The 20,111-nt window shown below is 30.8% G+C and carries 19 protein-coding genes and 1 tRNA gene; 3 read left to right on the plus strand and 17 right to left on the minus strand.

Annotation, left to right across the window (positions count from 1 at the left end):
* Positions 1-28: 28 nt before the first annotated feature.
* Positions 29-1,429 (minus strand): COG3400 family protein, encoded by a 1,401-nt coding sequence (locus tag AJ939_RS02120; protein WP_070233092.1) that lies wholly within the window; start codon positions 1,427-1,429, stop codon positions 29-31.
* Positions 1,430-1,458: 29 nt separating this feature from the next.
* Between AJ939_RS02120 and tgt the strand changes: the two genes are divergently transcribed.
* The 3 genes from tgt (at position 1,459) to AJ939_RS02135 (ending at position 3,478) form a co-directional block, all read left to right on the plus strand.
* The gene (gene tgt / locus AJ939_RS02125; protein ID WP_002861746.1) at positions 1,459-2,580 is read left to right on the plus strand and encodes a tRNA guanosine(34) transglycosylase Tgt; all 1,122 of its coding nucleotides are present in this window, start codon (positions 1,459-1,461) and stop codon (positions 2,578-2,580) included.
* 1 nt (position 2,581) lies between these two features.
* Positions 2,582-3,349 (plus strand): magnesium transporter CorA family protein, encoded by a 768-nt coding sequence (locus tag AJ939_RS02130; protein WP_002861747.1) that lies wholly within the window; start codon positions 2,582-2,584, stop codon positions 3,347-3,349.
* Positions 3,350-3,401: 52 nt separating this feature from the next.
* Positions 3,402-3,478, plus strand: a tRNA-Arg gene (locus tag AJ939_RS02135).
* A gap of 2 nt (positions 3,479-3,480) precedes the next feature.
* Here AJ939_RS02135 and AJ939_RS02140 read toward each other — a convergent pair.
* The 16 genes from AJ939_RS02140 to gyrA all read right to left on the minus strand — a co-directional run bounded on the left by AJ939_RS02140 (position 3,481) and on the right by gyrA (position 20,087).
* The gene (locus AJ939_RS02140; protein WP_074470042.1) at positions 3,481-3,930 is read right to left on the minus strand and encodes a hypothetical protein; all 450 of its coding nucleotides are present in this window, start codon (positions 3,928-3,930) and stop codon (positions 3,481-3,483) included.
* A gap of 15 nt (positions 3,931-3,945) precedes the next feature.
* Positions 3,946-7,191 carry a cytochrome c biogenesis protein gene (ccsA, locus tag AJ939_RS02145; protein ID WP_070233091.1) on the minus strand — a complete coding sequence of 1,082 codons (3,246 nt, stop codon included), beginning with the start codon at positions 7,189-7,191 and terminating at the stop codon, positions 3,946-3,948.
* Positions 7,192-7,208: 17 nt separating this feature from the next.
* Positions 7,209-7,904, minus strand: a complete 696-nt coding sequence (locus AJ939_RS02150) for an ABC transporter ATP-binding protein (RefSeq protein ID WP_002881782.1) — start codon at positions 7,902-7,904, stop codon at positions 7,209-7,211.
* Positions 7,891-8,661, minus strand: a complete 771-nt coding sequence (locus tag AJ939_RS02155) for an ABC transporter ATP-binding protein (protein ID WP_044779200.1) — start codon at positions 8,659-8,661, stop codon at positions 7,891-7,893. Before AJ939_RS02155 ends, AJ939_RS02150 begins: the two co-directional genes overlap by 14 nt.
* Entirely contained in the window at positions 8,658-9,710 is a 1,053-nt protein-coding gene (locus tag AJ939_RS02160) for a branched-chain amino acid ABC transporter permease (protein ID WP_044779199.1), read from the minus strand. The genes AJ939_RS02155 and AJ939_RS02160 overlap by 4 nt, the downstream gene beginning before the upstream one ends.
* Complete coding sequence (locus AJ939_RS02165) at positions 9,710-10,606, minus strand: branched-chain amino acid ABC transporter permease (RefSeq protein WP_002881774.1); 897 nt, start codon at positions 10,604-10,606, stop codon at positions 9,710-9,712. The genes AJ939_RS02160 and AJ939_RS02165 overlap by 1 nt, the downstream gene beginning before the upstream one ends.
* An 18-nt stretch (positions 10,607-10,624) precedes the next feature.
* Positions 10,625-11,734, minus strand: a complete 1,110-nt coding sequence (locus AJ939_RS02170) for an ABC transporter substrate-binding protein (protein WP_070210231.1) — start codon at positions 11,732-11,734, stop codon at positions 10,625-10,627.
* A 21-nt stretch (positions 11,735-11,755) separates the two neighbouring features.
* Positions 11,756-12,871 carry an ABC transporter substrate-binding protein gene (locus tag AJ939_RS02175; RefSeq protein WP_070233090.1) on the minus strand — a complete coding sequence of 372 codons (1,116 nt, stop codon included), beginning with the start codon at positions 12,869-12,871 and terminating at the stop codon, positions 11,756-11,758.
* Positions 12,872-12,901: 30 nt separating this feature from the next.
* The gene (locus tag AJ939_RS02180; protein WP_002853959.1) at positions 12,902-13,336 is read right to left on the minus strand and encodes a c-type cytochrome; all 435 of its coding nucleotides are present in this window, start codon (positions 13,334-13,336) and stop codon (positions 12,902-12,904) included.
* 8 nt (positions 13,337-13,344) lie between these two features.
* Positions 13,345-13,536, minus strand: a complete 192-nt coding sequence (locus tag AJ939_RS02185) for a mini-MOMP protein (RefSeq protein WP_002853004.1) — start codon at positions 13,534-13,536, stop codon at positions 13,345-13,347.
* A gap of 51 nt (positions 13,537-13,587) precedes the next feature.
* Positions 13,588-14,094 (minus strand): YqhA family protein, encoded by a 507-nt coding sequence (locus AJ939_RS02190; protein WP_002852919.1) that lies wholly within the window; start codon positions 14,092-14,094, stop codon positions 13,588-13,590.
* A gap of 8 nt (positions 14,095-14,102) precedes the next feature.
* Positions 14,103-15,134: an aspartate-semialdehyde dehydrogenase gene (locus tag AJ939_RS02195; RefSeq protein WP_002880732.1), complete on the minus strand. Its 1,032-nt coding sequence runs from the start codon at positions 15,132-15,134 to the stop codon at positions 14,103-14,105.
* Positions 15,134-16,435 carry a fla regulon two-component system response regulator gene (gene flgR / locus AJ939_RS02200; protein WP_002880734.1) on the minus strand — a complete coding sequence of 434 codons (1,302 nt, stop codon included), beginning with the start codon at positions 16,433-16,435 and terminating at the stop codon, positions 15,134-15,136. The genes AJ939_RS02195 and flgR overlap by 1 nt, the downstream gene beginning before the upstream one ends.
* Before the next feature lie 56 nt (positions 16,436-16,491).
* Entirely contained in the window at positions 16,492-16,941 is a 450-nt protein-coding gene (flgQ, locus tag AJ939_RS02205; protein ID WP_002880735.1) for a flagellar assembly protein FlgQ, read from the minus strand.
* Positions 16,917-17,432, minus strand: coding sequence for a flagellar assembly lipoprotein FlgP (flgP, locus tag AJ939_RS02210; protein WP_002852972.1), 516 nt, complete (start codon positions 17,430-17,432; stop codon positions 16,917-16,919). Before flgP ends, flgQ begins: the two co-directional genes overlap by 25 nt.
* A 66-nt stretch (positions 17,433-17,498) precedes the next feature.
* Complete coding sequence (gene gyrA, locus AJ939_RS02215) at positions 17,499-20,087, minus strand: DNA topoisomerase (ATP-hydrolyzing) subunit A (RefSeq protein WP_002880737.1); 2,589 nt, start codon at positions 20,085-20,087, stop codon at positions 17,499-17,501.
* Positions 20,088-20,111: the final 24 nt, after the last annotated feature.

A 20,111-nucleotide genomic window follows, 5' to 3' on the forward strand; every position in this document is an offset into this window, starting at 1 on the left:
GTTTATTCTATCACATTTAATTAATTATTTATTCTACTGGTATGAAAAGTTGGTAATTTTGTCTCATTTTATAATAATGCCTATTTAAATTTGTACTTAAATTTCTGCCAAAATCTCTATTTAGTAATTCTTTTTGAAAACTCACAAATTGTAACAAATCTTCGCGATATTGCAAATTTAAAAGAGGGTTTTCATCATTTTTATTAATAATTTGTATATTTTTATCATAAAGCTTAGATAAACTTCTAAAATACTCCTCCATATCTGTAGTATTTTGAGAATTTGGATTATAATAATATAAAATAACTCCAAAATCAAGCTGTTTACTTAAATCAGTAATGACATTTGCATTATTTTCAAGTTCACTCTCATCGGCACTTAAAATAATCGCTTCTTTAAGCTCATCAAAAGAAGCTTCACCCACCTTCATAATAGGAATTTTTAAATCAAAAAAAGCTTGTTTTTCTTTCTCAAAATTTTTTATATCGGTTACAACTAATCCTATATCATTATTTTGCAACCATGTGGAAATTTGTTTAAAATCCGTGTTGAAATAATCAAAAAAAACACCTTCTTTATTCTCAGAAAGTTTTTTTAATTTTTCATACATTACCCCTAATTTAGGATTGATAACATGTATAAAAAATCTTTTTGCATTGCTTTTTTGAGTTAATTTTAAAGTAGTATCAAGCACTCTTTCTTGCATATTTTGATTCATATTTTTCATATCAATTAAAGCAAAAACATTACTTCCAAAAGGCATAGGAAATTGCCCTGCTTTGCCTCTTATATTATGAAAAATACTTTGTAAAACAACAGGATCTCCAACGATCAAAATGCTATCATTTGGCTCTAAAACAAAAGATGGTTTTACAAAATAAATCTTAGAATTTCTATAAATAAGGACTATGCGCCACCTTTTTTGTTGTATTGAACTTATGTGCCTATAAGCAAAAATAGACCCTGCTGGAATTTTTACTTCCATAATCTCTCCAACCCCAAGCCCTATATACTGAGCTGTTAAAGCAATATCTGGTAAAAAATCCATAAATCTACGACTTAAAGTCATTCTAGCATCAGCTAAATTTGCATGAGTATCATTAACACTTAACCCCCAAAAATCCATTATTTCTATTTCTAAATTTGGATTTAAAGAACGCAAAGCCTCATAACTTTTTTTAGTTTCAAATTCATCTTGCATATAAATAAAAGCCTGTTTAAAATCTTTACTCATAATATTTTCAAGACGCGCTGTGCTTGTAGGATCAAAATAATGCAAGTCAATATACTCACTAGAAATATTTAAGTTATTTTTTTCACTATTTTGACACACTACTGTAAAAAAGTAACCTAAGCCTTTTTCAAAACAAAGCCTTTCTAAGAAATGCTTTGCTAAAATACCGTCTATTATAATTAAAATATTATTCATTTTAAACTCCAAAAAGGAAATTATAACAAATGGAATTTAAATTAAAGCATAAAGATGGAATGGCAAGGGTTTGTGAAATCACTACCGCACACAGCACTTTTTTAACCCCTGTTTTTATGCCTGTTGGCACAGTAGGAGCGGTTAAAAGTCTTGATGCTAATGATATAAAAAACGAGCTTGATGCAAAAATTATTTTAGCAAATACCTACCACATGTACTTGCGTCCAACTTCCAAAGTGGTAAAAGATTTTGGAGGTTTGCATGGTTTTACGAAATTTGATAGAAGTTTTTTAACCGATAGTGGTGGTTTTCAAGCTTTTTCTTTAAGTAAAAATTCCAAACATTTTAATGAAGGCATAGAATTTAAAAGTCACATCGATGGGAGTCGTCATCTTTTTACTCCAAAAAGTGTTTTAGATACTCAATATGATTTTAACTCTGATATTATGATGATTTTAGATGATTTAGTAGCTCTACCCGCAACCAAAGAAAGGGTTAAAATTTCTGTTGATCGTACTATATTTTGGGCAAAAGAGGCTATTGCTTATCATAAAAGTATGCAAAATAAAGGTATAGGTATAGGGCAAAATATTTTTGGTATTATCCAAGGTGGTACAAATTATGAAGAAAGAAAGCGTTGTGCTTTAAGTTTAAACGAAATGCCATTTGATGGTTTAGCTATAGGTGGACTTAGCGTGGGCGAAGAAAACGCCTTGATGTATGAAACAGTACAAAACTTAAACCCTTATCTAGATGAAAATCGTCCAAGATATTTAATGGGTGTAGGAACGCCTGAAGATTTGGTGGAAAATGTTGAGCGAGGAGTAGATATGTTTGACTGTGTGATGCCAACTAGAAATGCAAGAAATGGAACATTTTTCACAAGTTTTGGAAAATTTAATATCAAAAAAGCAGAATTTATCAACGATCATGAAGCCATAGATCCTACTTGCTCATGTTATACTTGTCGTAATTTTTCAAGGGGTTATTTAAACCATCTTTTTAAAGCTAAAGAACTTACTTTTTTTCGTTTGGCAAGTTTACACAATCTACATTATTATCTTGAACTTGCAAGAAAGATGCGTGAGGCAATTTTAAACAATTCTTTTACGCAATTTAAAAGAAATTTTTATCACTTAAGAGGCAAATAAAATGCTAGAGCTACACGAAAATCTAAAAAAAATCCTGCAAGCAAAGAATTTAGAAACTTTCTATAGCGAAATTTATGGACAAAAAATTTTTGTTTACGTGGGATTAAATTTGGAAACTTGGCTTTTTAATGATGAAAAAATTTATAAACTTCAAAATGAAGAATTTAAGCTTTCTAGCATAGAAGAATTTTCAAATTTTATTAAATCCATTTTAGAAGATTTTAAAGTACAAAATACTCATTTTCAAAACCTTTTAGAACACAAAGAAGGTATTATCTTAAAAGGTGGTTTTGTTAAAAATTTTTACAAAAAATCCTTTGTGTTAAGACAAAAAATCAACAAAAATCTAAAGCAAATTAATCTTCTAAGTGAAGCTTTCAGTCTTTTGCTTAGTGAACAAGCACAATACAAAAAACATTTAAAAATTTTAAATTTATCCATCGGCATCTTAAGCAAAAACACCAAAGAACATCTAGCAAGAGTTGATACTCTTTATGCATTAACAAGTGCAATTAAAAATGAAAAAATGAATAAAAGTATTTATCTTTTAAGTATACTTTCTTCTATTTTCTTGCCTTTAAATTTGATCGTAGGATTTTTTGGAATGAATACTAATAATCTTTTTTTTAAAGATAGCCCTTATGGTACACTTTATATTTTTTCTTTGATTTGCTGTATTTTGATTGTGGGTTTTATATTTTATCATTCAAAAAAGACTAAAGAATTTGATTTAGATGAAGGTAAAAAAGCCAAAAAACAAACAAAATAAGCAAAATTTTGCTTATTTTAAGAATATTTATATATAATTTTAACTTATTTTTGCGCTCATAGCTCAGCTGGATAGAGCATTTGATTGCGGTTCAAAAGGCCAGAGGTTCGAATCCTCTTGAGCGCACCATATTATTTATCTTCTTTAATTTTTCTTTTAGCTAATCCCATATGCTCGTAAGCATCAATTTCTTTTTTGTAAGATCCAGAAATTTTCTTAAGTTCTTTATTTAAGTAACTGACTGTTTGTGCACTTGCATTAATATTTGCAGCCAAAGCAGAAACAAATTCTAGTTTCTTTTTTGTTGCTTCATCTAATTCTTTAGAAGTTTTTGAACCAAGTTTATGTGTCTGCACATAAAGTTTGGCAAGTTCTTTTAATTCAACATCTGTTAGCTTAACATCGGAAGCAGCAATTATCATTTTATCTAAGTCTGTATCAAATTTTTTAGTCTTTTCAGCTACATGCTGCTTTTGGCTAGTTTTTTGCTTTTTAACTGTTTTTTTGCCATCACTTGTAATAAGATAAGCAATTATGCCTAAAAACAATAAAAGCGCTAAAGCAGCACAAAAAATAACCAAAAAAATATGGCTCATTTAAAGTTTGCCCACAAAATTTCGATTCCTTCTTGCAAAAAGAGCTAAAACCACCATCAACGCAAATCCCCAATAAACATAATTAGGAATTTGAGCCGCTTCGCCTGCAGCGTAAGAATGAAGTCCTGTTAAAAAGTAATTTACTCCAAAATAAGTCATAATAATAACCCAATAAGCAAACATACTCCATAAAGCAAACACAAATTGATTACAATATTTTGGAATCATTCTAAGATGCAAAATTGCTGCATAAACCAAAATGCTAACCAAAGCCCAAGTTTCCTTAGAATCCCAACTCCAATATCTCCCCCAACTTTCATTTGCCCAAATTGCACCTAAAAAATTTCCTACAGTAAGCAAACAAAGTCCAAAAATCATTGCCATTTCATTAATTCTTGTAGCCTCTGTAATATTTCTCAAAATATTAAGATTATATTTTCCATCTTTCTTAAGAAAACACATTAAGAACAGTGTAAAGATACCAAGTAAGGCACAAAGTCCTAAAAATCCATAACTAGCAGTAATAACAGATACATGAATACTAAGCCAATAAGAATTGAGCACAGGAACAAGATTTGTAATTTGCGGATTCATTTCGCTTAAATGTGCAACCATTAATACAACACCGGATAAAATAGAAGTTAATGACAAGGCTATAGGACTTTTTCTAGAGAAAAATATACCCGACAAAGACAATGCCCAAGCTATATACACCATACTTTCATAGCCATTACTCCATGGAGCATGACCTGATAAATAAGCACGAAGTCCAAGACCTAATGTATGAATTACAAAAGCTAAAACATTTAAAACATATACCACTTTAAATATAAAAGAGATTTTTAAATTCGGTATGACCATTTTAGAAAAAACAAGAATCAAAAGTAAAAAACCCGCAATTAAATATACAGGAGCGAGTTTAACGAAAATTTCAGCCTTATTAGAAAAAATTTCCATTTCAACCTTGGTTTTACTAGGCATGACTTTATATCCTATTTTTTCTTGATATTCTTTGATAAATTTCAAGCCTTCATCAGCTCTAGTCCAATTGCCATCTTTAAAAGCATTTTCCACGGCACTAAAATAATTCTGTATTAAAGCCCAAACAATATGCCCTTCATCCCCCTTAAGAGTAGTTACAGCAGAAAAAGGTGCAAGCCAAACATTATTTGGATTATTTTGAACAGGAATAAATTTAAATAATTCACCACTAAAAACTAAATTTACAACATTAGCTCTTTCATCTAGTTTTATAATTTCCTTATCAAAAACTCCTCTTGCATTTGGGTTTTTACGATTTGCATTTTCAACATATTTTTGAAGTTTATAGCGATTATTCTCATCAAAGAAATCTTTATAAGAAATATATTTAGCGCTAGGAATTTCTAAAATATTTGCAATAGCATCACGAACTGCTTGATTTTGTGGCATTAAAATAAAAGGTTCCATTTGCCATTTATTTACATCAACAAGCATGGAAAGCATAACAGCGTTAGAATTTTGACCCTTATAGCTATCGCTTTGATGAATTTTTTCTAAAATTTCTCTTGATAGCGTATCAAAAGGCACCATTCTTCCATCTGCTGATTTTTGAACTATTAAAGTAGCAAGAGCTTTAGCATGATTAGTATTTACCACAGGTAAGGTTGAATTTAAATCTTGAGCAAAAGTCTTTTCAGAACCAAAAGATAGCAATAAAATAAAAATAATCACACTTGTATGTTTTAAAGTGTCTTTATTGATTAATCTTGCCAAAGTTCTAAATCTAGAATGAGGATTTAAAAAATTCATAAACATTCCAAGACAAAGCAAAAAATAACCTATATAAGTTGGTATTTTGCCTGGATCTTTATTTACAGATAAAACAGTCCCTTTTTCATCTTGATCATAAGAACTTTGATAAAATCTATAGCCATCATAATCTAAAACATTATTCATAAAAATTCTATAATTAAAATTTTCATTATTATTTTTTACGGTAATTTCACTTGCATAAGAAGCCGGAGACATAGAACCTGGATAACGATCTAATACAAAATCTCTTAAATAAATATCAAAAGGCAATTGTTCATAAGAAAGTGCCCAAGAAATAAAGAATTTTTGACCTGCAAGTTCTATCATAATAGGTTTATTATATTCAAAAATATAAAATTCTTTACTTTCATTTTTATAGCTTAATTCTAATTTTAAAGCATTAGAGCCAGTTAATTCTAAGTTTTTATTCTCATTGCTTAAAGCAAAATCTTTAAAATGTAATAATAAAGAATTTTTCCAATTTTGAGGCTCGCCAAAAGTAGAAATCAACATAGTTCTACCCACTTCTAACCAAGCAGATTTAAACCATAACCAAAAACTTTCATCTTGAGGTCTATTGGAGCCTTCTAAAGCTTCTTGCGCATGCAAAGAAGCAGCTTTAACTACAAAACTAATATCATTAATTTCATAAAGCCTTCTTTCCTTAGCATTTGCCTTTTCTCCAATTTTAAGGTCTAAATTTTGTCCATCTAACATACTTAGAAAATGTAAGTTTTCACTTGAACTTAAAGTTAAATTTTCGTCAATTTTTACAAAAGGTGCTTTAACATTATCATTCATAAAAGCAAAGTTAACCCCTTCTATATTCTTAACTTCACCTTTTTCAAATTTAACATCAACACCTTGAGATCCTTTTTGAGAAAGCATTAAAACCAATAAAGGATCAGAATTATTATTTTCTTTATAAGTATAATGAGCATTTAAGATTAAATCTTTATATTTTAATACAGCTTGATCATCACCTAAATTAAGTTTTAGTTTAAAAGAATTAGCAAAAGGCAAATTTCCTATATAACGATCATTAACCGCACTATAGCGTTCTCCATCTTTTATAGCAGAAATGCGCAAAGAAGTCTTAGAACTTTCTATAAGTGAATTTTGAGTATGCTCTCTAATAGGTAAAATACCTTCAAAACCAGCATATCTTGTCATTGCCGAACCCACTAAAATAAATAAAAAAGAAATATGAAAAATCATTAAAGGCAATTTTTTAAGCCCAAACATTTTATAACGAAACATCCCGCATAGTAAATTAATACCAAGTAAAAGTTGTATATATTCAAACCAAAAAGTATCATAAACCATTGCCCAAGCCGTAGGAGTTCCATAAGCACTTTCAATAAAAGTTGCCAAAGCACAAAAAAGCGCAAAAAGCAAAAACAATACAACCGAAACTTTTAAATCCCCTATGCTTTTTATTATATTTTTCATTCTTTTTCCTTTAAATTTTAAAGCCCTAAATATTTCTTTCTAATCTCATCATCACCTATTAAATTTTTAGCCTCGTTTTCCATTACAATGCGACCATTTTCCAAAACATAAGCGTAATCACTTATTTTTAATGCAGAATAAGCATTTTGCTCTACCAAAAGAATAGTTATACCCTCTTCTTTTAAACGCACAATAATATCAAAAACTTCACCCACAATCTTTGGAGCAAGTCCCAAAGAAGGCTCATCCAACATCAAAAGTTTTGGTTCACTCATTAAAGCCCTTGAAATCGCAAGCATTTGCGCTTCCCCTCCACTCAATGTTCCAGCTAAAGCATGCTTTTTGCTTGCAAGTCTTGGAAAAAGTTTATACATTTGCTCTCTTAAATGCTCATAATTTTCAGCATTATTAAAAGCACCTATTTTTAAATTTTCCTCTACGCTTAAATTGATAAAAACACGTCTTCCTTCAGGAACTAAAGCTATACCTTTTTGAACTAAAGTATGAGTTAAATGCCTTTTAGTATCATAACCTAAGAAATTAACCCCACCAGTTCTTTTAACTGAGTTTAAAAGCGCATTTAAAGTTGAAGTTTTACCTGCTCCATTTGAACCTATAAGAGAAACAATATGACCTGTTTCCACTTTAAAATCAATCCCTTTAACAGCTTCAATTAATCCATAATAAACATGCAAATCTTTAACTATTAGCATCAAAATCCCCTAAATACGCAGCAATTACTTCTTTATGATTTACAGCATCGCAAAGTTTACCTTCAAAAATTGTTTTTCCATAATCAAGCACCAATACGCGATCACACAATTTATTTACAAATTTCATGTCATGCTCTATAAGCAAAACGCTAATTTTATAATCTTTTCGTAATTTAAAAATGAGCTCAGCAAGTTCATCGCTCTCGGAGCTATTCATCCCAGCGGCTGGCTCATCAAGCAATAACAATCTTGGCTGAGTAGCCATTGCTCTTGCAATCTCAACTTTTCTTTGTTGCCCATAACTTAAGCTAGTAGCCTTTTCATGAGCAAATTCTGCAATACCAAGTTCTTCTAATATTGCATAAGCCTTCTCTTTAAATACTTGTTCTATTTTTCCAAAACGCCCTAAATGCAAAAAGGCTTCAAAAATATTATATTTCATTTGTTTATTAAAACCAATAAGAACATTTTCAAGCACATTCATACTTGAAAAAAGTCTAATATTTTGAAATGTTCTAGCTATTCCTAAATGCACAATCTTATGAGGTTTTAAGTGATCAATTCTTTCTCCTAGAAATTCAACCGAACCTGAAGTAGGTTTATAGTTACCCGTGATAATATTAAAAAGAGTTGTTTTACCAGCCCCATTAGGTCCAATTAAAGCAAAAATTTCACCCTCATTGATTTTAAAAGAAGTTTTATTAATAGCCTTAACACTACCAAAACTTTTTGAAATTTGTTTTAATTCCAAAATCATTTTTCACTCCTTTTAAAACGCTTTTTAATCCCTCTAATCACATCACTCAACTCGTAATAACCCATTATGCCTTTTCTTGCAAAAAGCATTACTAAAATCAGAACAATAGAAAAAACAACCATTCTAAGTCCTGGTGTTGATTGGATATCAAGATTTAAAGAATCTATTTTTATATTTAACTCATCTAAAAATCTAAGCCACTCGCTTCCACCAATAACCAATATCGCACCTATGATAGCACCTGTAGTAGAACCAAGTCCACCCAAAACAATAATAATCAAAAGTTGGAAAGTAAGTAAAAAATCAAATTGAGTTGGAGATACGGTAGTCAACAGACAAGCTAAAAGTCCACCACCTACGCCTTCTAAAAATGCTGAAGTGCCAAAAGCTAAAGTTTTTATCCAAAAAGTATTTATTCCCATAGCACTTGCAGCATCTTCATCATCTCTTATAGCCTTCATTGCACGACCATATTTAGAATAAACTATATTTAAAATTAAAATAACCGCTACAATAGCAATACCACCTGTCCAATAGATCGTGGAAAATTGTGGAATATCTACCAGTCCTCTTGAGCCATTAGTAATAGAAGGAAAATTAATAGCAGCTATTTTAATAATTATTCCAAAGCCTAAAGTTACAATAGCTAAATAATCCCCTCTCACGCGAAATACAGCAAAAGCTAAAATCAGGGCAAGCAAAGATGAACAAATTCCAGCTACAATTAAAGCTAGAATAAAGGAATTTGAATGGATAGCTAAAATAAAAGAACTAGGACCATCTAAAAAAAACTGATCATTTTTTGCATCAGCACTTAAAAGAACTAAAGCAGCTGCATAAGCTCCAATTGCAACAAATCCATTGGGTTCTAGTGAAAATTGTCCAGTTACACCATTAATAAGGTTATAACTCACAGCCAAAATAATAAAAATAGCAATTTGATTAACAATATTTAATCCATAGTCCCCAAAAATATAAGGAGAAATGAAAATAAAAATAATTGAAGCAATTAAAAAGATTAAATGTGAAACCTTAATTTTAACCATCATTAAAACCTACTCTTTTCAAAATTTATACCTAAAATTCCCGTAGGCCTAAATAACAATATAAACACCAAAAAAATAAAAGCAAATGCATCTTTAAAGCCTGATAAATCTGGGAAAAAAGCCACAACAACAACTTCAGTAAATCCTATAATAAGTCCACCCAAAACTGCACCTACTACAGAACCTATACCTCCTAAAACGGCAGCAGCAAAAGCTTTCAAACCTATTAAAGTTCCCATAGTAGGTTCAACAGAGTAATAATTTGCAGCCCAAAAAACACCTCCAACTGCTGCCAAAGCTGAACCTAGGGCAAAAACTATAGCAATAATACGATTTGCATCTATACCCATTAAATTTACTGTTTGTATATCAAATGCTAAAGCACGAATAGCTATACCATATTTGCTTTTATACAAAATCCATAACACTGCTATTAAAATAACAAATGTAAGAGCAGGAACCATTAAAGAACCATAAGTTGTTATCACTCCACCAAAATTAACACTTTCCTCAAAATAACTTGGCGGTGTAAAAGTTCTAGGTGTTGAAGTAAAAAGCATATTAAAAAGATTTTGCAAGAAAAAACTAATACCAATTGCTGTAATCAACAATGAAATTCTAGGAGCCTGTCTTAAAGGTTTATAAGCAATTCTATCTGTAGCCATTCCAACACAGGCAGCAAAAATCATTGCTAAAGATAAAGCTCCTAGAAAAGGAACATTTAGGTTAGTCATGCAAAAAAGAGCTGCATAAGCACCAACCATCATAATATCGCCGTGAGCAAAATTAATAAGTCTTAACACACCATAAACCATAGTATAGCCAACAGCAATAAGAGCATACATACTACCCAAACTAAGCCCATTAACAAGTTGTTGTAAAAATAAAGTAGAATCCATAATCTTTCTATTTTTCCTTTAAGGATTGATAATATCTTTATAATTTTGCTTTTGATTTTTAATTTCTTTAACCACTACAGAACGAGTTGCATTTCCTGTTTGATCAATGCTAATAACACCAGAAACACCTTGATAATTTTTAGTTTGGTGAATTTTTTCATTGACGCACTTACTAGTAAGATTATCAACGCAAGCATTCATAGCATTTAGCATTACAAAATACGCATCAGCACCCATAGCCGAAAAATTTGGAACTTCTTTTGTTCCTTTAGCCTTTTCATAAACACTGATAAATTCTTTGCTTAATTTTGTAGTTGGATTATTAGCATCAAAACTATCTGTGAAAATATAACCCTCGCTTGCATCTCCAGCTAAACTAATAAAAGTTTGATCAGCAACTCCATCTGCAGAGCCCATAGGAATATTTAAACCTGCGAGTTTTGATTGTCTTGCAAATAAAGAAGCTTCACTATAATAAAGCGGTAAAAAAATAAATTCTGGATTTAAACTTTTAACTTGAGCTACAATAGCTCTAAAATCTTTATCACCTGAATTAACTCTTAAAATTCTAAGAATTTGACCGCCATTAGACTTGTACTGTTTTTCAAAAGCTTTTGCTAAACCTAAGGAATAGTCAGTGCTTTGATCTACTACAATAACAGCACTTTTGTAATTAAGTTTTGAAAAAACATATTTTGCTAAAGATGAACCTTGAAAACTGTCCATAAAACATACTCGAGAAGAATATATTTTTTTATCAAGCAATCTATCACCAGTTGCAGCAGGAGCGATCAATGGAATTTTATTATCTTCTGCTACGCGCATAACTTGCAATGTATTAGCAGTAACCATTTCCCCTATAAGACCTATAACTTTATCTTGAGAAATTAAACGATTTGCTCCACTCGAAGATTCTAATTTATCACCCTTAGTATCAATAATAGCAAGAGAAACCTTATTTCCATTACTTAAAGTTGATTGCATTGAATTTGCAAGTTTAATCCCTTCTAGTGCACTTTGTCCATATGCTGCAGTAGCTCCGCTAAGCGGTAAAACAACTCCTATTTTGACTTCCGCAGCACTTAAACTTAAACTTAGAATACTTGCTAAAATTAAACTTTTTTTCATTCTCTACCTTTATTTTAATAATTATGGATTTATAATTGTTTTATAATTTTGTTTTTGATTTTGAATTTCTTTAATCACAACAGAACGAATAGCATTACCGCTTTCATCTATGCTAATCACACCACCAACAGCTTGAAAATCTTTAGTTTGATGAATTTTGCTATTAATACATTCACTGCTAAGATTATCAACGCAAGCATTCATAGCATTCAACATTACAAAATACGCATCAGCACCCATAGCCGAAAATGCTGGAAGTTCTTTTGTTCCTTTAACTTTCTCATAAGCTGCAACAAAATCTTTTCCTAATTGTGTAGATGGATTGTTATAATCAAAACTATCAGTGAAAATTACTCCATTAACAGCACTTCCGCCAAGATCTATAAAAGTTTGATTATTAACACCATCTCCTGCTGCTAAAAGTTTATCAAAACCAATTTGTCTTGCTTGTCTCGCAATTAAAGCAGCTTCAGGATGATAAATAGGCATATAAACAAAATCAGGCTTTAAACTCTTAAGTTGAGAAACCACAGCTCTAAAATCTTTATCTCCTGAATTAATAACAAGTTTTTTTATAATTTTCCCACCATTATTCTTAAAAGAATTTTCAAAAGCTCTTGCCAAACCTAAAGAATAAACATTGCTTTGATCTATGATGATAACGGCATTTTTAAGCCCTAAATCCTTAGATACATAAGTAGCAAATTTATCTCCTTGAAAACTGTCTTTAAAACAAACTCTACTTGCATATTTCTTTTTATCTAGCAATTTATCTCCAGATGCCACTGGAGCTATTAGAGGAATTTTTTTCTCTTCTGCTATAGAAATAGCTTGAATGGTATTTGGAGTTGTAGCTTCACCAATAATCCCAAGGACTTTATCTGTTGCTATTAAACGATTAACTCCGTTTGAAGTTTCAAGTTTATCTCCTTTTGTATCTATTGTGATAAGTTTAATAACATCTCCATTTGAAAGTTTTGGTTGTAGCTTATTAGCCAGTTCAATTCCGTTAAAAACATCTTGCCCATAAGCTGCCACAGTTCCAGTTAAAGGTAAAACTACTCCTATATTAATATCCTTAGCATATAAGCAATTTACCATAGTTAAAACACTTAAAGTTAAAGTTAGTTTTTTCATAGCATTCCTTTTAATTATAGTTTTTACATTTTATTTTAGAAATATATTATGTTTTGTTTTTTGCGCAGGTTCTTCTTCAAGAAGGTCTTTTACTTGCAAATCAAGAGCAAAATTTCCACCTTTAATATAAGCAATAATATTATCTATATCCTCGTGGCTTAAATTTCTAGCATAAAAAGCCATTTGAGAAGCTGTTGTAGAGCTACTACTATCAAGAGTATAACCTATCAAAGCTCCTTTAATATCCTCAGGAGACATATCTTTTAAAATTCTAGATCCTATAACACTCTTTTCAGCATTATCTCCATGGCAAGTATTGCATTTATTTTGAAAATACAAAGCCTTCGCTTTTTCCATATCATATTGCTTATTTGCATCAAAGGTATAAGTAAAAAATGATTTCAAGTTAATACCAAAAAGCGCAACAACAAATATTGAACTAATAAACAACCATCGTATAATCATGATTTTCCTTATTTTATTGTAATTTCCGTTTGTGTTTTATTTTGATATCTATGTGTTTTTTTATTGTATTTTTTTTCTTTTTTAATATCATAGCGATAACGAACAGTCCCTGAAACTTCTATATCTTTAAAGACTTCATCTAACGGAGCTGCAAAAACAAAATGATTTAAAATCATACCAATTAAAAATATTTTTTTCATTTTTATTCTTTAAACACAAAAAACGATTATATCAAAAAAAGATAATCCTTGTTAATGACCACCTTTATGTAAAAAATAAAGTCCTACACAAAGAGCTAAAATCGATCCAGCAAGAAAAGCCATATCCACAGGAGTAGCAAATTTCATCTGCAAAACCCTTTGAAAGAAATTTACCACTAAGACCATAATGATAACTTTTGCAAGCTTGTCTTTTAATTGATCTAAGCTATGCACCTCTAAAACCTTGCTTTGTTTTGTTTGTTTAAATTCTTCTATTTCGCTGATAAAAAGCTCATAAACTCCAAAAGAAAAAATAAACAAAACTAAAGCCATAAGATAAAGATCAACAGCTCCTATAATTAAAGCCACCACATCCTCATGCAAATCCACATTAGAACCTGCATCAAAAAAATAATTATAAGTATAAAATATAACTTTTAAAACATCATAACTTGCAATAAAAAACAATACAAAAGCTCCAATTAAACCAAAAATTACGGGTAAAATTGTAACAATACGACTTCTAACAAGTAAAGATTCAAATATTTTCTCTAACATTTTTTTCCTTATTTATTTTTTAATTCTAACCATTTTTGCGCAATACGCACAGCATTTGTTGCAGCACCTACACGAATTTGATCTGCCACACACCAAAGATGGAGTATTTTTTTATCATACACATCAGCGCGAATTCTTCCTACATAAGTTTCATTAGTATCACTTGTCATTAAAGGCATAGGGTATTTTTTATTTTTAGGATCATCTATGACAACAACACTTGGTGCTTTTTCTAAAATTTCTTTAGCTTTTTTTACATCTATTTCTTTTTCAAAATGCATAGTAATGGCTTCGCTATGACTTCTTAAAACAGGTACTCTTACACAAGTTGCTGAAACTTCTAAATTTTTATGTAAAATTTTTTGAGTTTCATTGACCATTTTAAGTTCTTCTTTGGTGTAATCATTATCCATAAAAACATCAATTTGTGGAATAAGATTAAGTGCTAAAGTATAAGGAAAAGTTTGAGATTTAAACTCATCAAGTTTAAAAGCAAAAAAACTTTGCATGGCTTCGACCAATTCTTGCATTCCTTCTTTTCCTGCTCCACTTGCAGCCTGATAGGTACTTACATCAACACGCTTTAAATTAAATGCATCATTTAAAGGTTTTAAAACTTGCACCATTTGTATGGTAGAACAATTTGGATTAGCAATAATCCCTGTTTTTTTCCAATCTTTAATATCCTCAGGATTGCATTCAGGAACCACCAAAGGAACATCTTTTTCCATTCTAAAATGACTTGTATTATCAATAACAACAGCACCAGATTCTGCTGCAAATTTAGCATATTTTTCACTCACACTTCCACCTGCGCTAAAAAAAGCAATATCAATAGGATTTTCTTTAAATACATTTTCAGTAAGTTCTTTGACTTTATAAGCTTTGCCTTTAAATTCTACTTCACTACCTACACTTTTTGCACTTGCTAAAGGTAAAATACTTTCCACTGGGAAATCAAGTTCATCTAAAACATTTAAAAGCTCTTCCCCAACCGCACCAGTAGCACCCACAATGGCTATTTTTTGTTTTTTTGACATTACTTATCCTTTATTTGATATTTTTTAATTTTTTCATTTAAAATTTTTATATCCATACCTAAAATTTGAGAAGCTTGATCCTTGTCATAATCTACACTTAAAAGAACTTCACAAATCAATTCTTTTTCTAAATTCTTTACATCTTTTTTTATACTTCTAGCTTCTAAGAACAAATCTTCACTTGAAATTTCATCATTTTCACTTAAAATACAAGCTCTTTGTACAACAGATATTAATTCTCTAATATTACCAGGAAAATCATATTCAAGTAAAGCATTTTTAGCTTCTTGGCTGAGCTGTTTTTCCTTAAAATCATATTCTTTACAAGTATCTTCTAAAACCTTTTGAGCTATACCCAAAACTTCTTCTTTACGCTCTCTTAAAGGCGGAATATTAATAGGAACAGTGTTTAAACGATAATATAAATCTGAACGAAATTCGCCATTTTTTATTTTTTCATCTAAATTTGCATTAGTTGCACTGATAATTCTTACATCTATTTTGATGTTTTTCGTACTTCCAAGTCGTGTGATTTCTTTTTCTTGCAAAGCTCTTAAAAGTTTGGCTTGAATTTCATAAGGCATTTCGCCAATTTCATCTAAAAACAAAGTACCCTCATTAGCCATTTCAAAAAGCCCTATTTTAGTTGCATTGGCATCAGTAAAAGCACCTTTTTCAAAACCAAAAAGCTCACTTTCAATCAAATTTGCAGGAATGGCTGCCATATTAATAGCAACAAAAGGCTTATTAGAGCGTTTAGAATGAGTGTGAATATAACGAGAAAATACCTCTTTTCCTACTCCACTCTCTCCAAAAAACATTACAGAGGCATCAGTTTTAGCCGCTTTTTGACTTAAATTTAATGTTTTTTCTAAATTAGGAGAAGTTGAAAAAAAATCTTTATTTTCTTCTTTTTTTTCATTTTTTTTGCTTTTTTTATCGGCTGTTTTTTCTCTTATGATTTTAGCACGCTTAATAGCCTCGACTAAAGTATCAACATCAAAAGGCTTGGTTAGAAAATCTTTTACTCCCAAACGAACCGCTTCTATAGCACGGTTTAAAGTAGCATTTCCTGTCATAATAATAAAATCATATTTATTTTCACAGGCTTTAACAAATTCTATGCCATCAATTCCTGGCATATTAATATCTGTAATAATCAAATCTGTATTCTCATCTATTTTTTTTAAAGCCTCAGTGGCAGATTTATAAGATTTAATATTAAATTCTTCATACTCTGCTAATGCAATTTCTAAGGATTTACGCATATTAATATCATCTTCTACTATGACTAAATTCATCCTAAACCTTTTAAAAAATTTCTGCTATAGTATCCAATTTGCGCTTAATTTTGAATTTACTTTTTTTTAAGATAATAAATTATCGCATTTTGTTCGCCAAATTCCACGGTAAAACGCAAGGGTAAAATTTTAACATAGGTTTCACTTTGAGCACGTAATAAGTCAGTATTAACAATATCCTTAACACTGATTTTAGCTCCTATAAAGCAATCACTTAACTCATCTTTATGAGAATTTAAAAAATTAAATTTAATTGTTTTTGGCATATTATCATCAATCAATCCTAAAGAAGTTCGAGGTAAAACTTTTAAATCTTGATCACTATAAGAAATTTCACATACCCATTGTTCTTCAACATTTTCACTTTGCGTCATTGCTAAGGATAAATTTCGATTTTGATGAAAGAGAATGAAATTTTTACTAGAAAGCTCTGCCCAAAAAATAAATTCATCTTGGGCAAAAAGCTTAAAGCTAAGAAAGATTAATAAGCAAACAATTCTTTCCACTTGTCTGCATCGATTTTAAGTTCTAAGTTTACTCTATAAAGCCCTTGATTAAAATTCTCATCAATAATACTTGCATTTTTAATCAAACCATTTACTTGCGCAGTAATAGTTGAACTTCTAAGCATTGCATCTTTTACAGTATCCTTACCATTCACTTTCACACCATAAAGCTTACTTGCAAGCTGTCTGTAAGCATCTGTAATCGCTGCTCTTTTTGCTAAAGCTAGGGCTTGAGCAGTAGAAACTGTATTCATCGGAGCAATCCCTTCACCAACTGCTGTAAAACTAAGTTCCGTTTCGCTAGCATCTGGAGCCAACATTTTTTCTTCTCTGATAATATCACGCACATCATCTTTATCGACTTTTTGCACGATAACATCTTGAGATGGAGCAGTGCTATTTGCACTTGAATTTTTAGTTGCACTGTTTGCACTTGGTACACAACCAGCGAAAATTCCTGCTATTGCTAGCATAAAATAAATTTTTTTCATTTTTACACCTTCAAAATATTGTAATTAGTAAAATAAAAAGCAATAAGCGTTCCAACTTTAAACTTATTACAAATCTAAACCAAAGTTTTCATCGCTTAACTCATCCTCATCATTTTCCTCTTTAGGACACTTAGCGATGCTAACCACCTCGTCATTTTCCACGTTAACAACGATGACGCCACTTGTGTTACGCCCTGCTTTTCTAATACTTTGCATATCAACACGTATCATCTTGCCTGAACTTGTAAGAGCCATCAAATCCATAGTTTCATCTACTATAACTACGCTAATAAGATCTTTAGTTTTTTCTGTAAGTTTCATGCAAATTACACCCTTACCACCTCTGCTTTGTAATCTATATTCTCCAGCATTGGTGCGTTTTCCTATACCTTTTGCGCTTATGCTTAAAATTTCTTGCTCATCATTTTCTACAACAACTGCACCTACTAATTCGTCATTTTTCTCTTTAAACTTAATAGCCGTCACCCCACGACTTACACGGCCGATTTCACGCACTTTGGCAAGTGGGAATTTGATACACATACCTTTTTTGGTTACTGCAAAGAGCATTTTACCTTGTGTGTTTATACTTTCTTCATTTTCAAAATTTTCATCATCTAAATTTTCAATTTCTTGATTTTCTAAATTTTCTTCACCACCACTGGTAAAAATTTCATTTTCATCTCTTTGAACAATAATAGCAGTTACCAACTCATCATTTTCATCCAAGTTGATCGCTCTAACTCCTACACTTCTGATATTTTGATATTCACTCAAATTTGTACGCTTTACAATACCATTTTTAGTAAAGAAACATAAAGATTTACTCTCATCAAAATCCGTGGTTGGAATAATAGCCATGATTTTTTCTTCAGCTTGTAAATTGATAAGATTTACCACTGCTTTTCCTTTAGCCGTTCTTGAGCCTTCAGGAATTTTATAAACTTTAAGCCAATAAAGCTGTCCACGATCTGTTACAAACATAAGCGTATCATGTGTATTTGCCGTAAAGAAACTTTCTATAAAATCATCATCATAAGTCGTAACGGCTAATTTTCCTTTTCCGCCTCGTTTTTGCTTTTCATATTGTTTACTAGGCACACGCTTAATATAACCGCGATGCGTAATAGTTACAACCATATTTTCATTAGGAATCAAATCTTCAATATCAATATCATCATAATCATCTTCAATTTGAGTAATACGTGGCACATCAAATTTACTTCTAATTTCTTTTAATTCATCGCGAATTAAATTTTCAAGCAAGGTTTCACTTTTTAAAATTTCTTCAAGTCTTGCAATTTCTTTCATTAATTCTGCAAGTTCATTTTCGATTTTTTCTCTTTCAAGTCCTGTTAAACGACCCAGTTTCATATCTAAAATAGCATTGGCTTGAAGCTCACTAAGACCAAATTTAGCTACCAAAGAATCTCTTGCGGTATTATTATCAGAACTGTTTTTAATTAAAGCAATCACTTCATCTATATTATCAAGTGCAATTTTAAGACCTTCTAAAATATGAGCTCTTGCTCTTGCCTTTTGAAGTTCAAAAATCGTTCTTCTAATAATAACTGTTTTTCTATGGGTTAAGAAAAGATTTAAAAGTTCTAACAAAGAGAAAATTTTAGGTTCTTTATTGTGAATTGCCAACATAATCACACCAAAAGTACTTTCCATAGTGGTAGATTTAAATAGATTATTTAAAACAATTTCACTCATAGCCTCACGTTTAAGCTCTATAACAACGCGGATTCCTTCTTTATTACTCTCATCTCTTACTTCAGATATTCCTTCAATTTGCTTTTCTTTAACAAGCTCTGCAATCTGCTCTATAAGTCTAGCTTTATTGGTTTGATAAGGAAGCTCATCTATAACAATAACATCTTTATTTGTCTTTTTTTCAATATGAGTTTTAGCGCGCACTTTCACGCGACCACGCCCTGTGCGATAAGCTTCTATAATACCTTTTTTACCATAAATTATTCCACCTGTTGGAAAATCTGGACCTTTGATAAACTGCATAATCTCTTCTAAGCTTGCATCTTTATTATCAAGCAAATATAAAATTCCATCTATCAACTCATTTAAACTATGAGGTGGGATGTTTGTCGCCATACCTACAGCTATACCACTTGAACCATTTAGTAATAAATTTGGAACCCTAGAAGGTAAAACATCAGGTTCACTTTCTGAACCATCATAATTTGGAACAAAATCGACCGTATCTTTATCTATATCTTTTAAAAGTTCATGAGAAAGTTTGCTCATTTTTGCTTCAGTATAACGCATCGCAGCAGCGCTATCGCCATCTATAGATCCAAAGTTGCCTTGTCCTGTAATACTTGGATATCTCATAGAAAAATCTTGAGCCATTCTAACCAAAGCATCATAAACTGCTGTATCTCCATGTGGGTGATAACGACCTATAACAGCACCCACTATACGGGCTGATTTGACAAAATCTGTCCTACTTTTTGCCTCGTCATTTTGCATAGCATATAAAATTCTTCTATGAACAGGCTTTAAACCATCTCTTGCGTCAGGCAAAGCACGACCTATAATAACACTCATAGAATAGTCTAAATAACTACTTTTTATAGAATTTTCTATATCTACAAGTTCAATATCAGAATCTTTGCTAAAAATATTCTCCATAAAAATCCTTCTATTAGTTCAAAG

This window comes from Campylobacter sp. BCW_6889, from assembly GCF_001762535.1.
Lineage (GTDB): Bacteria > Campylobacterota > Campylobacteria > Campylobacterales > Campylobacteraceae > Campylobacter_D > Campylobacter_D jejuni.

What these genes read in the sequence shown, in the direction of transcription:
- AJ939_RS02150 (WP_002881782.1), bottom strand. Translation starts at nt 7,904, where the DNA reads ATGCTAATAGTTAAAGATTTGCATGTTTATTATGGATTAATTGAAGCT.
- ccsA (WP_070233091.1), bottom strand. Translation starts at nt 7,191, where the DNA reads ATGAAAAATATAATAAAAAGCATAGGGGATTTAAAAGTTTCGGTTGTA.
- AJ939_RS02160 (WP_044779199.1), bottom strand. Translation starts at nt 9,710, where the DNA reads ATGATGGTTAAAATTAAGGTTTCACATTTAATCTTTTTAATTGCTTCA.
- gyrA (WP_002880737.1), bottom strand. Translation starts at nt 20,087, where the DNA reads ATGGAGAATATTTTTAGCAAAGATTCTGATATTGAACTTGTAGATATA.
- AJ939_RS02180 (WP_002853959.1), bottom strand. Translation starts at nt 13,336, where the DNA reads ATGATTATACGATGGTTGTTTATTAGTTCAATATTTGTTGTTGCGCTT.
- flgP (WP_002852972.1), bottom strand. Translation starts at nt 17,432, where the DNA reads ATGAAAAAAATTTATTTTATGCTAGCAATAGCAGGAATTTTCGCTGGT.
- AJ939_RS02120 (WP_070233092.1), bottom strand. Translation starts at nt 1,429, where the DNA reads ATGAATAATATTTTAATTATAATAGACGGTATTTTAGCAAAGCATTTC.
- AJ939_RS02155 (WP_044779200.1), bottom strand. Translation starts at nt 8,661, where the DNA reads ATGATTTTGGAATTAAAACAAATTTCAAAAAGTTTTGGTAGTGTTAAG.
- tgt (WP_002861746.1), top strand. Translation starts at nt 1,459, where the DNA reads ATGGAATTTAAATTAAAGCATAAAGATGGAATGGCAAGGGTTTGTGAA.
- AJ939_RS02170 (WP_070210231.1), bottom strand. Translation starts at nt 11,734, where the DNA reads ATGAAAAAAAGTTTAATTTTAGCAAGTATTCTAAGTTTAAGTTTAAGT.
- flgR (WP_002880734.1), bottom strand. Translation starts at nt 16,435, where the DNA reads ATGAATTTAGTCATAGTAGAAGATGATATTAATATGCGTAAATCCTTA.
- AJ939_RS02190 (WP_002852919.1), bottom strand. Translation starts at nt 14,094, where the DNA reads ATGTTAGAGAAAATATTTGAATCTTTACTTGTTAGAAGTCGTATTGTT.
- AJ939_RS02175 (WP_070233090.1), bottom strand. Translation starts at nt 12,871, where the DNA reads ATGAAAAAACTAACTTTAACTTTAAGTGTTTTAACTATGGTAAATTGC.
- AJ939_RS02195 (WP_002880732.1), bottom strand. Translation starts at nt 15,134, where the DNA reads ATGTCAAAAAAACAAAAAATAGCCATTGTGGGTGCTACTGGTGCGGTT.
- AJ939_RS02130 (WP_002861747.1), top strand. Translation starts at nt 2,582, where the DNA reads ATGCTAGAGCTACACGAAAATCTAAAAAAAATCCTGCAAGCAAAGAAT.
- AJ939_RS02185 (WP_002853004.1), bottom strand. Translation starts at nt 13,536, where the DNA reads ATGAAAAAAATATTTTTAATTGGTATGATTTTAAATCATTTTGTTTTT.
- AJ939_RS02165 (WP_002881774.1), bottom strand. Translation starts at nt 10,606, where the DNA reads ATGGATTCTACTTTATTTTTACAACAACTTGTTAATGGGCTTAGTTTG.